The sequence below is a fragment of the Vibrio salinus genome (genome assembly GCF_021272385.1).
GTDB lineage: Bacteria > Pseudomonadota > Gammaproteobacteria > Enterobacterales > Vibrionaceae > Vibrio > Vibrio salinus.
Genome location: NZ_JAJSDZ010000009.1, coordinates 468,616 through 487,962 on the forward strand (window position 1 = coordinate 468,616; position 19,347 = coordinate 487,962).

Annotated in this window: 12 protein-coding genes; 3 read left to right on the plus strand and 9 right to left on the minus strand. The window is 46.0% G+C overall.

What is annotated here, in order from left to right; genetic code table 11:
- Positions 1-41: 41 nt before the first annotated feature.
- Together LRQ06_RS10380 and LRQ06_RS10385 are read left to right on the plus strand one after the other, a co-directional pair.
- On the plus strand, positions 42-1,121 hold the full coding sequence (locus tag LRQ06_RS10380) for a PTS sugar transporter subunit IIC (RefSeq protein ID WP_232766255.1): 1,080 nt from the start codon (positions 42-44) through the stop codon (positions 1,119-1,121).
- Positions 1,122-1,243: 122 nt separating this feature from the next.
- Positions 1,244-2,017, plus strand: coding sequence for a TSUP family transporter (locus tag LRQ06_RS10385; protein ID WP_232766256.1), 774 nt, complete (start codon positions 1,244-1,246; stop codon positions 2,015-2,017).
- On the opposite strand, the gene LRQ06_RS10390 is transcribed toward LRQ06_RS10385, so the two are convergent.
- Positions 1,990-2,925, minus strand: coding sequence for a GlxA family transcriptional regulator (locus LRQ06_RS10390; RefSeq protein WP_232766257.1), 936 nt, complete (start codon positions 2,923-2,925; stop codon positions 1,990-1,992). The two genes, LRQ06_RS10385 and LRQ06_RS10390, sit on opposite strands and share 28 nt — an antisense overlap.
- 106 nt (positions 2,926-3,031) lie before the next feature.
- Here LRQ06_RS10390 and LRQ06_RS10395 point away from each other — a divergent pair, with 106 nt between their 5' ends.
- Positions 3,032-3,553: a cysteine hydrolase family protein gene (locus tag LRQ06_RS10395; RefSeq protein ID WP_232766258.1), complete on the plus strand. Its 522-nt coding sequence runs from the start codon at positions 3,032-3,034 to the stop codon at positions 3,551-3,553.
- A 9-nt stretch (positions 3,554-3,562) separates the two neighbouring features.
- Here LRQ06_RS10395 and LRQ06_RS10400 read toward each other — a convergent pair whose 3' ends face one another.
- The 8 genes from LRQ06_RS10400 to gltB (LRQ06_RS10435) form a co-directional block, all read right to left on the minus strand.
- Positions 3,563-4,174 (minus strand): TRIC cation channel family protein, encoded by a 612-nt coding sequence (locus tag LRQ06_RS10400; protein WP_232766259.1) that lies wholly within the window; start codon positions 4,172-4,174, stop codon positions 3,563-3,565.
- A 58-nt stretch (positions 4,175-4,232) separates the two neighbouring features.
- The gene (locus LRQ06_RS10405) at positions 4,233-5,075 is read right to left on the minus strand and encodes a cobalamin-binding protein (RefSeq protein ID WP_232766260.1); all 843 of its coding nucleotides are present in this window, start codon (positions 5,073-5,075) and stop codon (positions 4,233-4,235) included.
- Complete coding sequence (locus tag LRQ06_RS10410; RefSeq protein ID WP_232766261.1) at positions 5,076-6,029, minus strand: cobalamin biosynthesis family protein; 954 nt, start codon at positions 6,027-6,029, stop codon at positions 5,076-5,078.
- A 21-nt stretch (positions 6,030-6,050) separates the two neighbouring features.
- Positions 6,051-6,746, minus strand: coding sequence for a 5'-methylthioadenosine/S-adenosylhomocysteine nucleosidase (gene mtnN, locus LRQ06_RS10415; RefSeq protein ID WP_232766262.1), 696 nt, complete (start codon positions 6,744-6,746; stop codon positions 6,051-6,053).
- Positions 6,747-6,877: 131 nt separating this feature from the next.
- Positions 6,878-8,290 carry a glutamate synthase small subunit GltD family protein gene (locus LRQ06_RS10420; RefSeq protein ID WP_232766263.1) on the minus strand — a complete coding sequence of 471 codons (1,413 nt, stop codon included), beginning with the start codon at positions 8,288-8,290 and terminating at the stop codon, positions 6,878-6,880.
- A gap of 18 nt (positions 8,291-8,308) precedes the next feature.
- A complete protein-coding gene (gltB, locus tag LRQ06_RS10425) occupies positions 8,309-12,772 on the minus strand; it encodes a glutamate synthase large subunit (RefSeq protein ID WP_232766264.1) in 4,464 nt (1,487 codons plus the stop codon).
- 416 nt (positions 12,773-13,188) lie between these two features.
- Positions 13,189-14,658, minus strand: coding sequence for a glutamate synthase subunit beta (locus LRQ06_RS10430; protein WP_232766265.1), 1,470 nt, complete (start codon positions 14,656-14,658; stop codon positions 13,189-13,191).
- Complete coding sequence (gltB, locus tag LRQ06_RS10435) at positions 14,658-19,205, minus strand: glutamate synthase large subunit (protein ID WP_232766266.1); 4,548 nt, start codon at positions 19,203-19,205, stop codon at positions 14,658-14,660. Before gltB (LRQ06_RS10435) ends, LRQ06_RS10430 begins: the two co-directional genes overlap by 1 nt.
- Between the last annotated feature and the right edge of the window lie 142 nt (positions 19,206-19,347).

Here is a 19,347-nt window from a genome sequence, read left to right on the forward strand (position 1 = left end):
TCGTTATTAAGCGTATTGCGGAGTGACTTAAGGAGGAGTTTATGTCATCGCCGGAGAGTTCTGCTTCTGGTTTTAAAGCTTTTTTGAAGAAGAAAAATGTTGAATTGTCATTCAGAATGTATGCTATTGATGCATTGGGCGCGATGGCTCATGGTCTTTTTGCTTCTTTGTTGATCGGGACCATTATGAAGACGATTGGGGCAAAACTGGATATTGATATTCTGGTGACCATGGGAGGTTATGCGGCAGCGGCGACAGGGGCTGCAATGGCAGTTGCCATCGGATATGCGTTAAAGTCTCCCCCACTGGTTCTATTTTCGTTGGTGGCCGTTGGCGGAGCGGCTAATTCTTTAGGAGGTGCCGGAGGACCGCTGGCTGTTTTGGTGATAACTATCGGTGCTGCAGAAATAGGCAAACTGATTTCTAAAGAAACCAAAGTTGATATTATTGTGACGCCTTTTGTCACTATTTGTGCCGGAGCAATTCTGGCGTTGTGGCTGGCTCCGTCTATTGGTAAAGCGGCCAGTTCGGTTGGTCAGTTAATTATGTGGGCGACCGAACTGAGACCAGTATTGATGGGAATGACTGTGGCGGTTGTGATTGGCATTGCTTTGACCCTTCCTATCAGTAGTGCGGCGATTTGTGCAGCATTGGGGATTACCGGACTTGCCGGTGGTGCTGCGCTGGCTGGTTGTTGTGCTCAGATGGTGGGGTTCGCGGTGATCAGTTTTCGTGAAAACCGCTGGGGCGGCTTACTTTCTCAGGGAATCGGTACGTCTATGCTGCAAATGCCAAATATTGTCAGACAACCACGAATCTGGATTGCCCCCATTGTTGCTTCTGCAATTACCGGACCTTTAGCTACGGCGTTTTTTCAGTTAAAAATGAATGGACCTGCAGTGGCTTCGGGGATGGGAACCTGTGGATTAGTTGGCCCTATTGGTGTTTATACCGGCTGGCTTTCGGATATTGCCTCCGGTGAAAAAAATGCGATAACTGGTCTGGACTGGGTTGCTTTGATTTTGGTGTGTTTTGTTTTACCGGCCATTTTTTCTTTACTGGTAAACCACTATCTGAAAAAAGTGGGATGGGTAAAAGAAGGCGATATGAAACTGAGCTGATTTTTCAGATTAGAATTATTGTTATCCGAAGAGATTTTATGATTTGGCGGCTCTGTTGACTATCAAATTGATAACACTAATGTTACTGTGAGCGGCATCTTATCTTGTTATAAATAAAAGTAATGGACGTTTCTATTGATATCTTGGGGCTGCTGTTTCTTGCTGGCAGTTTAGCCGGTTTTATTGATGCAATTGCCGGTGGTGGCGGATTGATCACCGTCCCTGCTTTACTGGCCGCCGGTGTTCCTCCCGCTCAGGCTCTGGCGACGAACAAATTACAGAGTTCGTTTGGTAGTTTTTCTGCTACATTTTATTTTGTCCGGACCGGACTGGTTTCTTTAAAGCAACTCAGATTTGCGATTTTTTGTACTTTTTGTGGTGCCGCTACCGGTGCGGAGTTAGTCCAGAATATCGACGCAACGATACTAACCAGCCTGATTCCGATTCTTTTAATTGGTATCTCGTTGTATTTTTTGTTTGCACCTTCGACAAAGCCGGGAAAGGCAAAAATATCAGAAAACCAGTTTGCTCTGATTGTTGGGTTCTGTATCGGTTTTTATGACGGCTTTTTCGGACCGGGTACCGGATCATTGTTTACAGTTTGCTTTATTGTTCTTGGCGGTCTTTCGATTATTGAAGCAACCGCGAGAACCAAGGTTCTGAATTTTACGTCGAATATTTCGGCTTTAACCTTTTTTCTGGTTGCGGGTTTACCGGTCTGGAAAATTGGCTTAGTCATGGCTGTCGGGCAGTTTCTTGGTGCCCGGATGGGGGCGAAAGTTGTGGTAACCAAGGGACAAAAATGGATTCGGCCTCTGGTTATCATTATGTCAATGGCAATGGCACTGAAGCTCCTCTGGGAACAGCATCAGGACTGGTTTGTCGGGTTATTCTGAGTCTCCCCTCTGAACCGTTGCCGGAATGTTTTCGGTGAGATGCCTGTCTGTTCATTAAAGATTCGGCGAAAAGCACTGGTATCTTCATAACCGACTGAGTGAGCAATTTTTTCAACCGGTGTGTTGGTATTTTCCAGTAAGTCACAAGCCGTCTGGACTCTGAGTTTTTGCTGATATTGTTTGGGACTCAGGGAAGTGGCCTTACAAAACCTACGGTGCAGTGTTCTTTCTGTAAGATGAAACAGTGCGGCCAGTGCTGAAATCGAAAGAACAGAGCTAAAGTATTGGTGGATATAATGTTGTATTGCGATAATGGTATTGTCGCCATGGCCGAATTCAGGGCGAAACTGGCAGTAACAACGTTGCTCTCTTGCTGCCGTATCAATCACCAGTGTTTTCCCCAATTGTCTCATTATGTTATCGGACAAGCGGGTTCTGACAATTTCCAGTCCCAGATCAATCCAGGACATTAATCCTCCTGAAGCAATAATATCACCGTGATTAATCAGAAGCTGATTTTCATCAACGGGTTGCTGAGGAAATTCTGCTCTGAATTTTTTGACTAAATTCCAGTGTGTGGTAATCGTTCTGCCTTTGATGCAGTCTGTTTGAGCCATAATGAAGGCACCGGCACACCCCGATGCTATCACTGCACCATTCTGATGTTGCTGGTTGAGCCATTTTATTACGTTATCCCGGGCTTTTTCATAGCCACTTAAAGCTGGAGGTAAAATGATGATATGGTAAAGCTTGTCCGGTAGGAGGGCTTCGGTTTTGATAATGTCCGGTTTTAGAATGGTTTCTGTCTGGGAGAAAGTATTCGCAATCAGAAACATTTCTTCCAGCCCGTAAAGAGCAGACCTTAAAACATTAGGATAGTGAAGAATGGCGATAGTGATAGTTGTCATTACTTTGACCGATTTGGCTCTTAATTTGTCATATCAGACTCTGATTGTACCCTTTTTTTTCGCTCATACTTGCTTTTCGTTCAATTCGTTCGATAAGAGGAAAAAGATGAGTTCAAAAGTATTATTAGTGATTGATCCACAAAACGATTATTTAGCCAATGGTGCGTATCCTTTGTGGAATGTGGAAAAGGTACTGGAAAATATAAAGCAACTAATTTGTCGGGCTGAAGAGTTGTCGGTACCGGTAATTCTGGTCCGGCATATTGCGATAAGTGAACAGGCCCCTTTCTTTAAAGATGGCAGTTTTGGGGCAGAGATATGTTCTGATATTCGTGAACTGAGTCAGCATGCGGATGTTGTTATCAAACATTATGCCGACAGCTTTGATGAAACGGAGTTAAATTCTGTGCTGAAAAGCTATTCGGCTGATTCTTTAATTTTGTTCGGGATGATGACTCAAAATTGCGTAACACACACAGCGCTGTCAAAATCAGCAGAATCATTTTCCGTTTCTGTCGTGGCGGATTGCTGTACAACCATCGATGCCATGACACATACGATCGCATTAAATGCGCTTTCCCGGCGTTGTAAGCTTATTAATCTACAAGAGTGTCTGAATACTCTCTAATCTTGTGTATTATCGATTGAGAGCAAATATTGGTAAAGACAGATGCCACCGAATTGCTCCAAGTCTGATTATGAGTGTTGACATCATACTGGCCAGAATGGCGGTTGGATGATCATAATGTAAATACAGAGCTGTTGTGTGGAAGATACCTCCGGCAATACAGGCGGTGGCATAGACTTCGCTTCTCAGAACCATAGGGACTTCCCGGGCTAATACATCTCTTATGATGCCGCCGCCGCAGCCTGTCAGAACGCCCATCAGAATGGCGATCAGATAGGAATCCTGATAAAGAAGGGCTTTTTCGACACCGATACCAACAAAGACAGATAACCCTATAGCATCGCAAACCGGTAGTATCCACCAGGGTAACCGTTTCGGACGGCGGACAAAAAGCATGGTGATAAGACAGGTTATCAGGATCACCCATATATAAGTTGTGTCTCTGATCCAGAAAACCGGTGTTGCTCCCAGAGTAAGATCTCTCATGGTTCCGCCACCAATCGCGGTAACACCAGCTAATACCACGACACCAAATGGATCCATTTTCAGTCTTCCGGCTAACAATACGCCTGATATAGCAAAGATCGCTGTTCCGAACAGATCAATAAAGTAGAGCAGCATAGTTCAAAATCTCATTAAGGGTTCACAGAAATATATGAGGCGCGCATTGTACGAAAAATTACTGTGAACTGTTAGTCATTTTTCTTACCTGATCAAAATGGTTACAGATTTCTTTTATTGCGTTCAGGGTCCTTGGGGTAGGCCGGTTGATCCAGTCTGAATTGAGAGTCCATATAAAATGGTGACTGACCGCCGGAATCTGGTGCCATTTTTGCCACATTGAGGCGTCTTTTACTGCATGGCGGGAGTTAAAGATGACCTCGGGTTTCGCAAGAATGACTTGTTCCAGACCAACTTGTGGGTATGGCGATGGACTGTTTTTGAAAATATTGACACCGCCACAGAAAGAAAAGACTTCAGAAGGCCAGTGATCCATTGCCATAGTAATAATAGGTTTTTCACTTAACTGATAAAAATAGGAAACACGTTGTTCACTATGATACCGGGTTTTTAGCATTGCTAATTGCTTGCGAAACTTCCGGGCATTGCGAAGGCCAACTGAAGGGTCATCGGCATACTGACTCAGCGTTTCTATATTGGTGGCAATATCATTCAGAGTCCGGATTTGCGAGTTATATATTTTGATGCCCATCTGACGAAGTTTGTTTAAGGCTTTTGCCGGATTTCCGGCCGGCCATGCAATGACCAGATCAGGATGAAGCGTCAGGATCTTTTCTATATTGATTCCTTTATAGTTGGCTACTTTTGTTTTCGTTTGGGCTTCCGGCGGATAATCACTCTTTTCACTAACGGCAATAATTTTATTCCCTAAACCTGCGGCGTAGGCTATTTCTGTGGTATGGGGCGACAGTGTAATGATTCGCTGAACACCGGACGCTGCGAACGTAGGATGAATCTGGCTGATTAACAGGAAAATAACCGTCAGAATACGAAGTTGCATTTAAAAACCTTTATGAATAACAAACATAATGATGCTTTGTAACACCAGCCAGACCAGTATACGCTGGGTTAAATAACGTTGAACCAACGATAGATGGTATGAAGAAGGAGCAATTCGTCCGCCTAATTTCGTTCTTACTGATTTGCGATGTTCATAGAGAGCCGGTCCTCCCAGTGATAAATTAAATTTGGTTCCGGTTATCGCAAGGAGAGCACCAATATGTGGTGATGTCCAGCTCGCGGCTTGCTGCAGAATTAAACGAAGGTGAGACATCGTATCTTTGCCGATAAACAATAAGACGGCGAACAGTGAGACCGGAATCGTTTCTATCAATGCTAAGAGTTTATAGGTAAAGAGTCCGAAAGGATGAAATTCAGCACGGGAAGGTGACCAGATGTGATGAAGCTCTGAGATAATGCGAAAGGTTAATGCTCCGATGCCACCCAGCCAGCCATACCAGAATACTACGCAGATGAGATTTCGGGCTGTGCCGGTTAGTACGGTTTCAACACCTGCTTTGCCGATACCAACCAGAGAGAGCGTCGTTGTCTTTCTGTTTAACCATCCTTCCAGTAAAGTTCTTGCCGATGCTTTATCTTCTTTTGATAAAAACTCGATCAATTCCGAAGATAAGTGTCTTAAATTTCTTAGATCCAGGGCAAGAATAAGCAGTGCCAAATCAAATAACTGAGATTGCCATACCAGAGGTGATAAAGCGATAAGGACAATGACAGCAGGTACGATCATCAGTAAACTGGCCAGGGTTCCGGATAACAGGTTTTGTTTATAGCTGTCCGGTTTGTTGACTTTATCTGATAAGATGAGGCCGAATTTTTGCCAGAGAACCATTAAATGTGACTGTTTCGGTATGGGGATAAGCCAGTTGAGAATCAGTGCTCCCCATAATACCAGCAGCGATCCATCTGCATAAAAATTTTCCATAAATTGATTCATGATGTACCTGCAATAGAAAGACTATTTAATGAGTGGCAGCATGTTCAGTACCATTTCTGAAGAGCTTTTGGCTGCCAGAGGTAAAAATTCCTCGAAAGACATTGGCGATTCTTTGTCTGCAACATCTGAGATAGCCCGGACAACAACAAAAGGGACATTAAACTGATGACAGGTTTGGGCAATTGCAGAAGCTTCCATTTCAACCGCGACAACCGATGGAAAGTTTGAGCGGATTACCTTTTGCTGTTCCGCAGTACAAACAAAAGCATCGCCGGTGCAGATCAGCCCGCGTACCGCGTGTTTATCCCCAATGGCTGTCAGAGCCTCTTCAGCGTTCTGCATAAGAGCCGAATCCGCAATGAATGCGGCGGGCTGCCCTGCCATCTGACCGATTTCATACCCGAATGCCGTTACATTTGCATCATGATGACGAACTTCTGTGGAAATAACGACATCCCCCACATTCAGAGATGAATCAAAACCGCCAGCTGAACCGGTGTTTATCACCCGGTCTACCTGATATTTTTCCAGAAGTATCGCGGTACCGACGGCTGCAGCAACTTTACCAATTCCTGACTGAAGTAAGACCACATCGACATTATTGATATGACCGGAAAAAAAAGTACAGCTGCCTTTTTTTTCTTCTTTCAGATCTGTGATTTGGTTTTTCAGAATGGTAACTTCCTGCTCCATCGCACCAATGATGCCAATTTTCATAGTAAATCTCTTATTAATAATGAAATGATGATGCTAGTTTAGCATGTTTTTTCTAACACTCTGATAACCTGAAAGTAAAAAGGTTGCCCGAAAGCAACCTTTGAATTTTTTACTTTTACTCAGTTTGTCACTCAGACATCAAGAAAATCCAAAATGCCTTCTGCTGCTTTACGACCTTCATCAATTGCGGTGACAACCAGATCCGAACCGCGGACAGCATCGCCACCAGCGAAAATCTTTTCGTTGGTTGTCTGATATTGATACGTTTGTGTTGCCGGTGCTTTAATCCGGCCTCTGTCGTCCAGTTCGACACCGAAGGGCTCAAGCCAGGGCATGGCATGGGGCTGAAAGCCAAATGCCATGATAACGGCATCAGCCGGCAGCACATGTTCACTGCCCGGTACGGGTTCTGGTCGCCGTCTGCCTGCCGGGTCCGGTTCACCCAATGCGGTTTTCACTACCTGAACACCTGAGACATTGCCATGATCATCCAGTTCGATTCCCAGAGGTTGTAGATTAAACATGAACTGAACACCTTCTTCCCTGGCATTTTTTACTTCACGGCGGGAACCTGGCATGTTTTGTTCGTCACGCCGGTAAGCACAGATGACATTGCCTGCACCCTGACGAACAGATGTTCTGACACAATCCATGGCAGTATCACCACCGCCAAGGACTACTACATTTTTTCCATTCATATCGATGAACGGTTTATCGGTATTCAGGTTCATGACACGATATGTGTTTGATATCAGGAAAGGTAATGCATCGTAGACGTCTTCAGCATCCTCATTTTTCAGTCCGGCCCGCATATTTTTATACGTTCCGACTCCCAGGAATACCGCATCGTGTTCATCGATCAACTTCTGCAATGGTATGTCTTTTCCGACTTCCGTGTTGAGCTGAAATTCGACACCCATCTCTTCAAAAACATGCCGGCGGTGAGTCATGACACTTTTTTCCAGCTTGAAAGAGGGAATGCCAAACGTTAACAGGCCGCCAACTTCAGGATACTTGTCATAGACAACGGGCTTTACCCCGTTTCTGACCAGTATATCCGCAGCTGCCAGTCCGGCGGGGCCGGCGCCAATGACAGCAACTTTTTTGTCTGTCCATTCAACGTTTGACAGGTCTGGTTTCCAGCCCATTTTAAACGCGGTATCAGTGATGTATTTTTCGACATTGCCTATCGTGACCGCTCCGAAGTCGGCGCTTAGAGTGCAGGACCCTTCACATAATCTGTCCTGAGGACAAACCCGGCCACAGACTTCCGGCAGACTGTTGGTTTGGTGAGATAACTCAGCCGCTTCTAAAATTCGTCCTTCATTGGCCAGTTTCAGCCATTGGGGGATGTAGTTGTGAACAGGACATTTCCATTCACAGTACGGATTTCCGCAATCCAGGCAGCGATCGGCCTGAGCGGTTGCCTGCTGTCTTGTAAAAGGTTCGTATATTTCAACGAACTTGATTTTACGAACTTTCAGCGGCTTTTTAGCGGGTTCAACCCGGTTAACATCGATAAATTGATATACATTCTGGCTCATAAATCCGATTCCCTCCTATTACTGTGCCTGAACACGAAGTTCTGCTGCACTACGACTTTGGTGACCCAGAAGAGTTTTGAGATCAGCCGCTTTTGGTTTAATGAGATAGAACTTAGGAATCCAGTGATCAAAGTTCGCCAGAATAGCCTCTGCATGAACCGAACCGGTTTCTTCCAGATGCTCGGCAATCAGACCACGTAAATGTTCCTGATGAATATATAAGTCGTCTAATGAAAGAGCATCGACCGATTCGTCATTAACCCGGCCCAGAAAATCTTTGTTTTCATCCAGTACATAGGCAAATCCCCCGGTCATTCCTGCACCGAAGTTCACACCGGTTGCTCCGAGAATGGCAACGATCCCGCCTGTCATATATTCACAGGCATTGTCACCGGCTCCTTCGATAACGGCAACGGTACCTGAATTACGTACCCCAAATCGTTCACCGGCTTTACCGGCCGCAAACAGTTTTCCACCGGTTGCTCCGTACAAACAAGTGTTACCGATAATGGTTGCTTCATTACACTGGAATGCGGTTCCAAGGTGAGGGTGGATCACCAGTTTTCCTCCGGCCATCCCTTTTCCGACATAATCATTGGCATCGCCGGTCAGATACAGCTCCAGCCCACCGGCATTCCAGACCCCAAAGGATTGTCCGGCAGTGCCTTGCAGGTGAATGCGTATTGGCGAGCCTGCCATCCCCTGATTACCGTAACGTTTCGCTATTTCACCTGATAAACGGGCTCCGACTGAACGGTCTGTATTGATGACATTATAGTAAAGCTCTAAAGATTGTTTTTTCTTAACAGAATCAAGGGCATCTTCGACCATTTTTTGATTCAGAGGGGCCTTATCAAAGGGTTTGTTAGGCTCGGTACAGAACAGAGGTAAACCGGCCGGTGATACAGGTTTCTCCAGAATTGCAGAGAGATCGAGCTTGTTCTGTTTGGCTGTAATGCCCTGAGCCACGTCCAGTAAATCAGTCCGTCCGATTAAGTCTGTTAATTTTTCAACTCCCAATTCTGCCAGATAACCTCTTACCTCTTCGGCCAGACCGGTAAAATAGTTCATAACCATTTCCGGAACGCCCTTGAAGTATTCTTTCCGTAACTTTTCATCCTGAGTTGCCACTCCGGTTGCACAGTTATTCAGGTGACAGATTCTCAGGAATTTACAGCCCATAGCGACCATCGGCCCGGTACCAAAGCCGAAGCTTTCGGCACCTAATATGGCACCTTTAATGACATCCAGACCGGTTTTCAGTCCGCCATCGACCTGAAGCCGTATTTTGTGTCTAAGTCCGTTTGCAACGAGAGCCTGTTGGGTCTCTGCCAGTCCCAGTTCCCATGGGCATCCGGCGTATTTTACCGATGTGATCGGACTGGCTGCGGTTCCTCCGTCGTAGCCGGAAATGGTAATTAAATCCGCGTACGCTTTTGCAACGCCGGTTGCGATAGTTCCGACACCCGGCTCGGAGACCAGTTTGACAGATACCAACGCATCGGGATTGATCTGTTTTAGATCGAAGATAAGCTGAGCCAGATCTTCGATGGAATAAATATCATGATGCGGTGGTGGTGAAATCAGGGTGACTCCCTGTACCGAGTAGCGCAATCTGGCTATTTCAGCGGTGACTTTATGACCGGGAAGCTGACCACCTTCACCCGGTTTAGCTCCCTGAGCCACTTTAATCTGAAGCACATCGGCATTGGTTAAGTAGTGAGGCGTGACACCAAAGCGGCCCGACGCAACCTGTTTTATCCGGGAATTTTTTTCGGTACCAAAACGACGTGGGTCTTCACCGCCTTCTCCCGAGTTGGAAAATCCGCCCAGCCGGTTCATAGCGGTTGCCAGAGATTCATGGGCTTCCGGGCTTAGTGCTCCGATGGACATGGCTGCAGAATCAAAACGTTTAAAGAGCTCGGTTTTCTTTTCCACTTTTTTCAAAGATACCGAAGTGGTGTTTTTCTTTAACGTCAATAAATCACGCAGCGTTGCAACGGGGCGGGAATTCACCTGAGTTGAAAAAAACGTGTAGTCTTTTGGATCTCCGGAGCGGACTGCTTTTTGCAGAGTGTTGACGACATCGGGATTGAAAGCATGATATTCCCCGCCGTGAACGTATTTTAGTAAGCCGCCGTGTTCAACCGGTTTGCGTTTTGCCCAGGCTTTACGGGATAAATTGAAGAGATCCTGTTGAAAGTCTTCAAAGGTTGCTCCTTCGATTCGGGTTGTAACTCCGGTAAAGCAGAGATCCACCAGTTCCCGGCTCAGGCCTACGGCTTCAAAGAGTTGTGAGCAACGATAAGAGGCCACTGTCGAGATGCCCATCTTAGACATGATTTTATACAGGCCTTTATTAATACCATATTGGTAATTTTGCATTGCCTGTCGGTAATCTTTATCCAAAGCCCCTTCATTAACCAGTTTGGCAATGGTTTCGTAGGCAAGATAAGGGTATATAGCGGTTGCACCAAATCCCAGTAAAACGGCGAATTGGTGGGGATCTCTTACTGTTGCGGTTTCGACAATAATATTCGCATCGCAGCGAAGCTGTGCATTGACTAAACGGTTATGAATTGCACCTACAACCATCGCGGCAGGCAGAGGCAGTTTGCCTTTTTCAATGTTACGGTCCGACAACACCAGTAGTACGGTTCCGTCCCGGGTCAGCTCTTCGGCTTCATCACAGAGATCGACAATCGCCTGTTTCAGATCTTTGGCCTCCGGATTGTAGTTAATGTCCAGAGTTACGTTTTTGTAGTGTCTATCGCCTAATGCCAGCAGTTGCTGAAGATCAGAATAGAGTAAAACCGGAGAATCAAACGTCACCCGGTGAGCAAGACCGTCGGTTTCGTTGAACACATTCATTTCCTGACCAATACAGGTCGCCAGAGACATGACATGCTTTTCACGCAGAGGGTCAATCGGCGGGTTGGTGACCTGAGCAAATTTCTGCCGGAAATAATCAGTGATCAATCGTTCTTTTGATGACAGAACCGCCATGGGCGTATCGTCTCCCATTGAACCGACGGCTTCTTGTCCCATATCGGCAAGAACATAGAGCACCTGGTTAATTTCTTCGTTGGTCATGGCAAACTGTTTCTGATAAGTCTTAAGCAGATCTTTATCAAAAGAAGCATTACCTATTTTATCATCACCCTGTTCAGAGAACGGCGTTAAACGGTAGACATTGTGTTCCATCCACTCTTTATAGGGATGGCGGCTTTTCAGATCATTGTCAATCTCATCGGATTGCCATAATTTGCCTTCTTTTGTATCGATTACCAGCAGTTCTCCGGGGCCGACCCGGCCTTTTTGGGCGACTTCATCCGGGGCGTAATCCCAGATACCGACTTCTGAAGCGAGCGTAATTAAATTGTCTTTTGTAATGACATACCGGGCCGGACGTAATCCATTTCTATCCAGATTACATGCTGCATAGCGACCATCTGATAACACAATACCTGCTGGTCCATCCCAAGGTTCCATGTGCTTGGAGTTAAAGTCGTAGAAGGCTCTGAGATCAGAGTCCATATCAGGATGGTGTTGCCAGGCAGGTGGAACAAGCAGTCTCATTGCTCTGAACAGATCCATACCACCAGCAAGAAAAAGTTCAAGCATGTTATCCAGACTGGAAGAGTCAGAGCCAGTTTCATTAATAAACGGTGCAGCAGACTGAAGATCGGGGATCAGCGGTGACGCAAATTTATAGGCTCTGGCTCTGGCCCACTGCCGGTTACCCTGAATCGTATTGATTTCACCATTGTGAGCCAGGTAGCGGAACGGTTGTGCCAGTGGCCAGCGTGGTTGTGTATTCGTTGAAAAACGCTGGTGGAAAAGGCAGATAGACGATTCCATTCGTAAATCGGCTAAATCCGTATAGAAACGGGGAAGATCGGCCGGCATGCACAGGCCTTTGTAGACGATGACCTGCGTTGAAAGTGAGCAGATGTAGAAATCGTTATCATCAATGATGCGTTTTTCCATCCTGCGACGGGCAACGTATAAACGACGCTCTATATCCTGGGCTCTCCAGCCGGCAGGCGCGGAGATAAAGACCTGTTGAATGTCAGGTAACGATTCTTTTGCTATGGGGCCCAGAACATTTGAATTGGTTGGTACTTTTCGCCAGCCGTCAACGGCCATGGTTTCTTTTGATAATTCTTCGTTGACGATTTTTATTGCGGCCTGACTTTTGATCGGGTCAGTGTTTAGAAATATCATTCCGACTGCAAACTGTTTTCCCAGTTTCCAGCCTTGTTCTTGTGCGACGAGTCTTAAATACTCATCAGGTTTTTGCAACAGAAGTCCACAGCCATCACCGGTTTTTCCATCTGCAGCAATACCACCGCGGTGAGTCATGCGATCAAGAGCTGAGATAGCTGTTCTTACTAGTTTATGGCTGGTTTGACCTTCCATATGTGCAATCAAACCGAATCCGCAGTTGTCTTTTTCAAAACTAGGATCGTATAGAGTCATTGCAACTCTCCCTTTGCTTTCCGTCTGTCAGACAATAAATGACTAATAATTCTTTATTGTTTTTGTATGTGAATTTTTATTCGTTAAAAAAGGATAAAAACACAAACCAACTGAATGGTTGTATGGTAAGGATCTATCAAATTATAGCTAATATTAATAAAGATCAAGGTATTCGTGAAAAAATGTGAAAAAAGAGTTTTATTCATCTTATGAATGATAAAAATCAAAAATAAAAAATAATTATTATGTTTGTGACGAAATCGAAGAAAAATGTACTAATGATATGATTGTTTTTAATTCTGAGAATCAGAATAAAAAAACCGGCACTATTGTGCCGGCCAATGAGAATTGCTCGGAAGGAGTGTCATATCTCAAAAATCCCCGGCTCGAGACCAAACGTGCCAGGGAAAAATCACCTATGCAGATAACATAAGTGAATCTGCTTTTGCTTCAAGGTTTGTGGTGCCAGTTAAGTAGGCATCCACGGCACGGGCACTTTCACGGCCCTCGTTGATACAACGAACGACGAGAGATTGGCCGGTGCGCATATCACCTGCAGCAAAAATTCCTTTCTGGTTTGTCTGAAAATCCGTTGTAGCGACGTTACCACGTCCATCCAGTTTGATATCCAGTTGTGCCAGAACACCATCGGGTTCCGGGTGTAGGAAGCCCATTGCCAGAAATGCCATATCACATGGAATCACGCGTTCAGTTCCTTCTACCTCTTCAAAGGTCGGACGTTCACCGGGAGCGGCTTCTTTCCATTGGATATCAGCAATTCGCAGACCGGTGACCTCACCGTTATCATTACCGATAAATTCTTTGGTCAGAATATTCCAGTAGCGCTCACAACCTTCTTCATGAGATGTTGTGGTCTTCAGAATCATCGGGTATTGAGGCCAGGGCATATTTGCCGGGCGTTTTTCCGGTGGCATTGGCATAATTTCGACCTGAGTTATGCTCTCTGCTCCGTGGCGGTTGGATGTTCCGACGCAGTCTGAGCCCGTGTCACCGCCACCGATCACGACGACATGTTTTCCTTTGGCATGGATTTCTTCGGTTTTCAGATCCATGTCATTTGCACGACGGTTGTTTTGTGTCAGAAATTCCAGTGCAAAATGGACGCCTTTCAATTCACGTCCGGGAATCGGAAGATTACGGGGTACTGTTGAACCGCCGGTCAACAGTACGACGTCATACTCCTGACGAAGTTGCTGAGCATTAATTTCCACACCAACGTGAGCGTTGACAACGAATTTAATGCCGGCCTGTTCCATCAGGTTGATTTTCCGATCAATGATATCCATACCTAATTTGAAATCAGGGATTCCAAAACGAAGCAGGCCGCCAACTTTTTCATCGCGTTCGTAAACGGTCACAGTGTGGCCGGCGCTGTTAAGCTGTTCTGCCGCCGCAAGGCCAGCAGGGCCTGAACCGATGATCGCAACGGTAAACCCGGTACGTGCACGGGGCGTTTTGGGTTTGGCATAGCCTTCCCTGTACGCGGTTTCTACGATATTTTTTTCTATATTACAGATGGTGATTGGGTCCTGATTGACGCCGAGAACACAAGCACTTTCGCAGGGAGAAGGACAAACCCGTCCGGTAAACTCAGGAAAGTTATTGGTTGAACTCAGAATGTTCCAGGCTTCTTCCCAGCTGTCTCTGTATACCGCATCGTTAAATTCGGGAATGATATTCCCGATAGGACAACCGTTGTGACAGAAAGGCACACCACAGTCCATGCAGCGAGATGCCTGGACATTGATCTTTTCACCAAATTCTTTGTCTAAAACAAATTCTCTGTTGTTTTGAATACGAACTGACGGATCTAATTTTTTAGGCAGTTCGCGTCCATGTTCTAAAAATCCAGTAGGCTTACCCATTATACTGCCTCCGCTTGCTGTTCTTTCATTGCCTGAGCTTGCTCTTTACGTTTTTGAATGACGCGTTTGTAATCACGTGGCATGACTTTTACCAGTGATTTTACGTTGTCTTCAAAGTTAGCGAGGAATGCTTTTGCAACGTCACTTCCTGTGAGTACCTGATGCTTGGTTAGCATTTCTGACAGAAGTGCTTTGTCTTCGTTATCGATAGGGTCAAGGTCAACAAGTTCTCTGTTCAGCTTGCTGTCAAAGTCACCATCTTTATCCCAGACATAAGCGACGCCACCACTCATTCCGGCGGCAAAGTTGCGGCCCGTTGCGCCAAGAACGACAGCAACGCCTCCGGTCATGTATTCACAGCCGTGATCACCAACACCTTCGACAACAACCCTTGCACCTGAGTTACGAACACAGAAACGTTCGCCGGCTTTACCGCGGATATAGGATTCACCCGATGTTGCACCGTAGAAACAAACGTTACCGACAACAATATTATCTTCGGCAATGATGGTTGAGTTTGCATTTGGATACAGAACCAGCGTACCGCCAGACAAGCCTTTACCCCAGTAGTCGTTGGCATCGCCTTCTACTTCAAATTTCACACCTTTGGCAAGGAAAGCCCCAAATGACTGGCCGGCGGAACCTTTGAACTTGACGTTCATCGGTTGCGGTAAGCCTTTATCTTTATAGACTTTTGAAATTTCGTTCGACAGCATCGTACCAGTGCTTCGGTCGGTGTTGATAATCGGGAAGTCAGCTGTTACCGCTTCACCGCGTTCAAGCGCCGGCGCTGCTGTTTCAATCAGTTTGCGATCCAGAATGGTATCCAGTCCGTGGTTTTGTTGTGTCTGGCAATAGATGCCATCTTCAGCACGGGGAGGTTCCATATAAAGCAGGGCAGATAGATCCAGATTTTTGTATTTCCAATGTTCAATGTCGTCACGAACTTTTAATTTGTTCGCCTGACCGACCATTTCATCAATAGTACGGAAACCCAGTTCAGCCATGATTTCACGCAGGCCCTGAGCCATATACCGGAAGAAAGTCACGACATCTTCAACACGTCCGTCAAACCGTTCACGGAGTGTTTTATTCTGTGTTGCAATACCGAATGGGCAGGTATTTGAGTGACACTTACGCATCATCATACAACCTTCAACGACGAGCGCTGCTGTTGCAACTCCCCATTCTTCGGCCCCCAATAGTGTCGCGATAGCAATATCACGGGGTGTTTTCATCTGACCATCAGCCTGAACAACAATACGGTTACGCAGACCGTTTTTCAGTAGTGTCTGATGCGTTTCAGCCAGCCCCAGTTCCCATGGCAGGCCGGTATGGCGAATCGATGAAATTGGAGATGCACCGGTACCACCGTCATAGCCGGCGATAAGCACCACGTCTGCTTTTGCTTTTGCAACACCGGATGCGATCGTACCCACACCGGCTTCGGATACCAATTTGACGTTTACCCGGCCTTTACGGTTTGCATTTTTCAAATCAAAGATGAGCTGAGCCAAATCTTCAATGGAGTAAATATCGTGATGTGGTGGTGGTGAAATCAGTCCGACTCCCGGAGTGGAATGACGGGTTGCACCGATCCAGTCATCGACTTTATTGCCCGGAAGCTGACCACCTTCGCCAGGTTTCGCGCCCTGAGCCATCTTAATCTGGATTTCTTCAGAATTGGTCAGATAGTAGGATGTTACACCAAAGCGGCCCGAAGCGACTTGTTTGATCGCTGAGCGTTCCCAGTCGCCATTTTCTTTGCGTTCGAAACGGATTGGGTCTTCACCACCTTCACCAGAGTTCGATTTTGCTCCCAGACGGTTCATCGCAATAGCTAACGTAGAGTGAGCTTCATAAGAGATGGAACCGAATGACATAGCACCGGTTGCAAAGCGTTTTACAATATTTTCAATAGGTTCAACCTGATCCACAGGAATAGATCCTGCCGGATTTTTGATGAATTCCAGCTGACTACGCAGAGTCACTGCTTTATTACCCTGAGTATCCACCGCTTTGGTGTACTCTTTGAACTGTTCGTAGTTCTGGTTACGGGTCGATTGCTGTAGTAACGAAATTGTCGTTGGGTTAAACAGATGCTGCTCACCACGTTGCTTCCATTGATAAACACCACCAACGTCCAGCATTTGTAGTGGGATTTCCCGTAATGGATAACCCACGCGGTGGCGGACAATGACTTCTCTTGCTATGTCATCCAGCGACAATCCCTGAATCCGGGTAACCGTACCGGTGAAATATTTATCGACAACTGATTTGCTGATACCAAGGGCTTCAAAAATCTGAGCACCGTGGTAAGACTGAAGAGTAGAAATCCCCATTTTGGAGAAGATTTTCAGCAGACCGGCATTAACACCTTTACGGAAATTATTGAACAGTTGTTCCGCTGGTGTTTCCGGATTCAGTTTATTAATCCGCTGCAGTTCAATAATGGTTTCGGTTACCAGATAAGGGTTAACCGCATTGGCTCCGTAGCCAACTAAAGTAGCAAAGTGATGAGTTTCACGAGCGTCGCCGGTTTCTACCACAATACCGCATTTAGAGCGGAGTCCACGACGAATTAAGTGGTGATGAACGGCACCGACTGCCAGCATCGCCGGAATAGCTGCATGGTTGGAGTTTGCCGCCCTGTCCGTGAGCAGAATAATGGAATAACCATCAATAACAGCATCTTCAGCGTATTGGCAGATCCTTTTCAGTGCTCTTTCCAGTTTGCCTGGTTCCCCACTGGCCTGGAATACGATATCCAGTGTTTTTGCCTGTAAGTGTTCGTTATCAATTGCCCGGAGCTTCTCCAGTTCGGCATTTGAGATAATTGGAGAATCAAGTTCTACTTTCCGGCAGTGTGCCGGTGATTCCGATAACAGGTTTTGCTCTTTACCGATGTAGGTCTTTAAAGACATGACCATGCGTTCACGGATCGGGTCGATCGGTGGGTTAGTAACCTGTGCGAATAACTGTTTAAAGTAGTGAGATAAATGCTGAGACTGATGAGAAAGAACCGCCAGAGGCCAGTCTGCTCCCATTGATCCCAGAGGTTCATAACCGGTTTCAGCCAGAGTCAGGATAATATCATCCACTTCTTCTCTGGACACGCCAAAGGCTTGTTGACGGTGTAGCAGACGTTCCGGTTTCGGCTGACTGTGGCCGGTTTCCGCGTGAGGTAAAGATTTCAAGCTTAGCAGGTTATCTTTGACCCATTTTTCATACGGTTGTGAATTGGCAATCTCTTCTTTTACTTCTTCATCAGAAATAATGCGGCCTTCTTCCAGATCGGCAATGAAGATTCGTCCCGGTTGTAAACGACCCCGGTAATCAACGTTTTCAGGTGCAATATCAACCGCCCCGGTTTCCGATGCCATGATCAGGAAATTATCTTTAGTCACCGTATAACGTGATGGTCGCAGACCATTACGGTCAAGTGTTGCCCCTACGGTAACACCATCGGTGAAGCAAACCGATGCCGGGCCATCCCATGGTTCCATGACGTTGGCGTGATACTGATAAAATGCACGGCGTTTCGGATCCATATTCGGATTTTCCTGCCATGCTTCCGGGATCATCATCATCAGAGCATGAGGCAGAGAGCGGCCTGAAAGAACCAAAAGTTCCAACACCATGTCAAAGTTTGCTGAATCGGAGGCTCCTTCCTGACAGATAGGAAGCAGCATGTCGATTTCTGCTTTGGTGAAAAGTTCTGACTGAAGAATCGCTTCACGCGCTTTCATCCAGTTCAGGTTTCCGCGTACGGTGTTTATCTCTCCATTATGGGCGATATAGCGGAAAGGCTGGGCCAGCCGCCATCTTGGGAAAGTATTGGTTGAGAAACGAGAGTGTACCAGTGCCAGAGCTGAAACCATTGTCGGATTTTGCAAATCCAGAAAATACTGTGGTACCTGCTCAGTCGTTAACTGGCCCTTATACATAATGGTTTTATAAGACATCGAGTTAATATAAAACTCATCACTTATATTAGACACACTTTCAAGGCAAACCCGAATGGTGTAATTACGCAGAACATACAGTTTGCGTTCGAGTTCCTCCGGTGTAATTCCTGGGCCACCGGAAATAAATACGTGCTCAAATTGAGGCTCTGTGCTTAATGGATCAGCACCAAGCATGGAGTTATCTGTGGGTAATACGCGATAACCTAAAATTTCAAGATCCAGGCGTTTGGCATTACGCAGTAAAATATCACGACATTGTTCGCGTTTATATTCATCTTTAGGAAACAGAACAACCCCAACACCATACTTTTCAAAAGAAGGTATTGTGATGCCTAATTTTACGGTTTCCTCAAGTAAAAATTCATGTGGTTTTTGTAACAGGATACCCGCTCCATCACCACTGCACGGGTCACAGCCCTGACCACCGCGGTGTTCCATACGGGCAAGCATGTCTAATGCCTGAGTTACTACTTCATGAGATTTTCGGTTTTTCAGGTGAGCAACAAAACCGATACCACAAGCATCATGCTCCAGTTCAGGAGTGTAAAGACCTTGTGAATTCTGTTGTCTATCTACCATAGATACATCCTTCCAGTTAGTGCGAGACGCAACCGTGCCAAGAGACAAACGCTCTTAGCCATATGATGCGACTGGTCCTTTGAGATCTAAACTGACATATGATTGTCAGTTTGAGTCCGTTCCGTTTCTCACAGGAAAATAA

What these genes read in the sequence shown, in the direction of transcription:
- gltB (WP_232766266.1), bottom strand. Translation starts at nt 19,205, where the DNA reads ATGGTAGATAGACAACAGAATTCACAAGGTCTTTACACTCCTGAACTG.
- mtnN (WP_232766262.1), bottom strand. Translation starts at nt 6,746, where the DNA reads ATGAAAATTGGCATCATTGGTGCGATGGAGCAGGAAGTTACCATTCTG.
- LRQ06_RS10395 (WP_232766258.1), top strand. Translation starts at nt 3,032, where the DNA reads ATGAGTTCAAAAGTATTATTAGTGATTGATCCACAAAACGATTATTTA.
- LRQ06_RS10410 (WP_232766261.1), bottom strand. Translation starts at nt 6,029, where the DNA reads ATGAATCAATTTATGGAAAATTTTTATGCAGATGGATCGCTGCTGGTA.
- LRQ06_RS10430 (WP_232766265.1), bottom strand. Translation starts at nt 14,658, where the DNA reads ATGGGTAAGCCTACTGGATTTTTAGAACATGGACGCGAACTGCCTAAA.
- LRQ06_RS10385 (WP_232766256.1), top strand. Translation starts at nt 1,244, where the DNA reads ATGGACGTTTCTATTGATATCTTGGGGCTGCTGTTTCTTGCTGGCAGT.
- gltB (WP_232766264.1), bottom strand. Translation starts at nt 12,772, where the DNA reads ATGACTCTATACGATCCTAGTTTTGAAAAAGACAACTGCGGATTCGGT.
- LRQ06_RS10390 (WP_232766257.1), bottom strand. Translation starts at nt 2,925, where the DNA reads ATGACAACTATCACTATCGCCATTCTTCACTATCCTAATGTTTTAAGG.
- LRQ06_RS10420 (WP_232766263.1), bottom strand. Translation starts at nt 8,290, where the DNA reads ATGAGCCAGAATGTATATCAATTTATCGATGTTAACCGGGTTGAACCC.
- LRQ06_RS10380 (WP_232766255.1), top strand. Translation starts at nt 42, where the DNA reads ATGTCATCGCCGGAGAGTTCTGCTTCTGGTTTTAAAGCTTTTTTGAAG.
- LRQ06_RS10400 (WP_232766259.1), bottom strand. Translation starts at nt 4,174, where the DNA reads ATGCTGCTCTACTTTATTGATCTGTTCGGAACAGCGATCTTTGCTATA.
- LRQ06_RS10405 (WP_232766260.1), bottom strand. Translation starts at nt 5,075, where the DNA reads ATGCAACTTCGTATTCTGACGGTTATTTTCCTGTTAATCAGCCAGATT.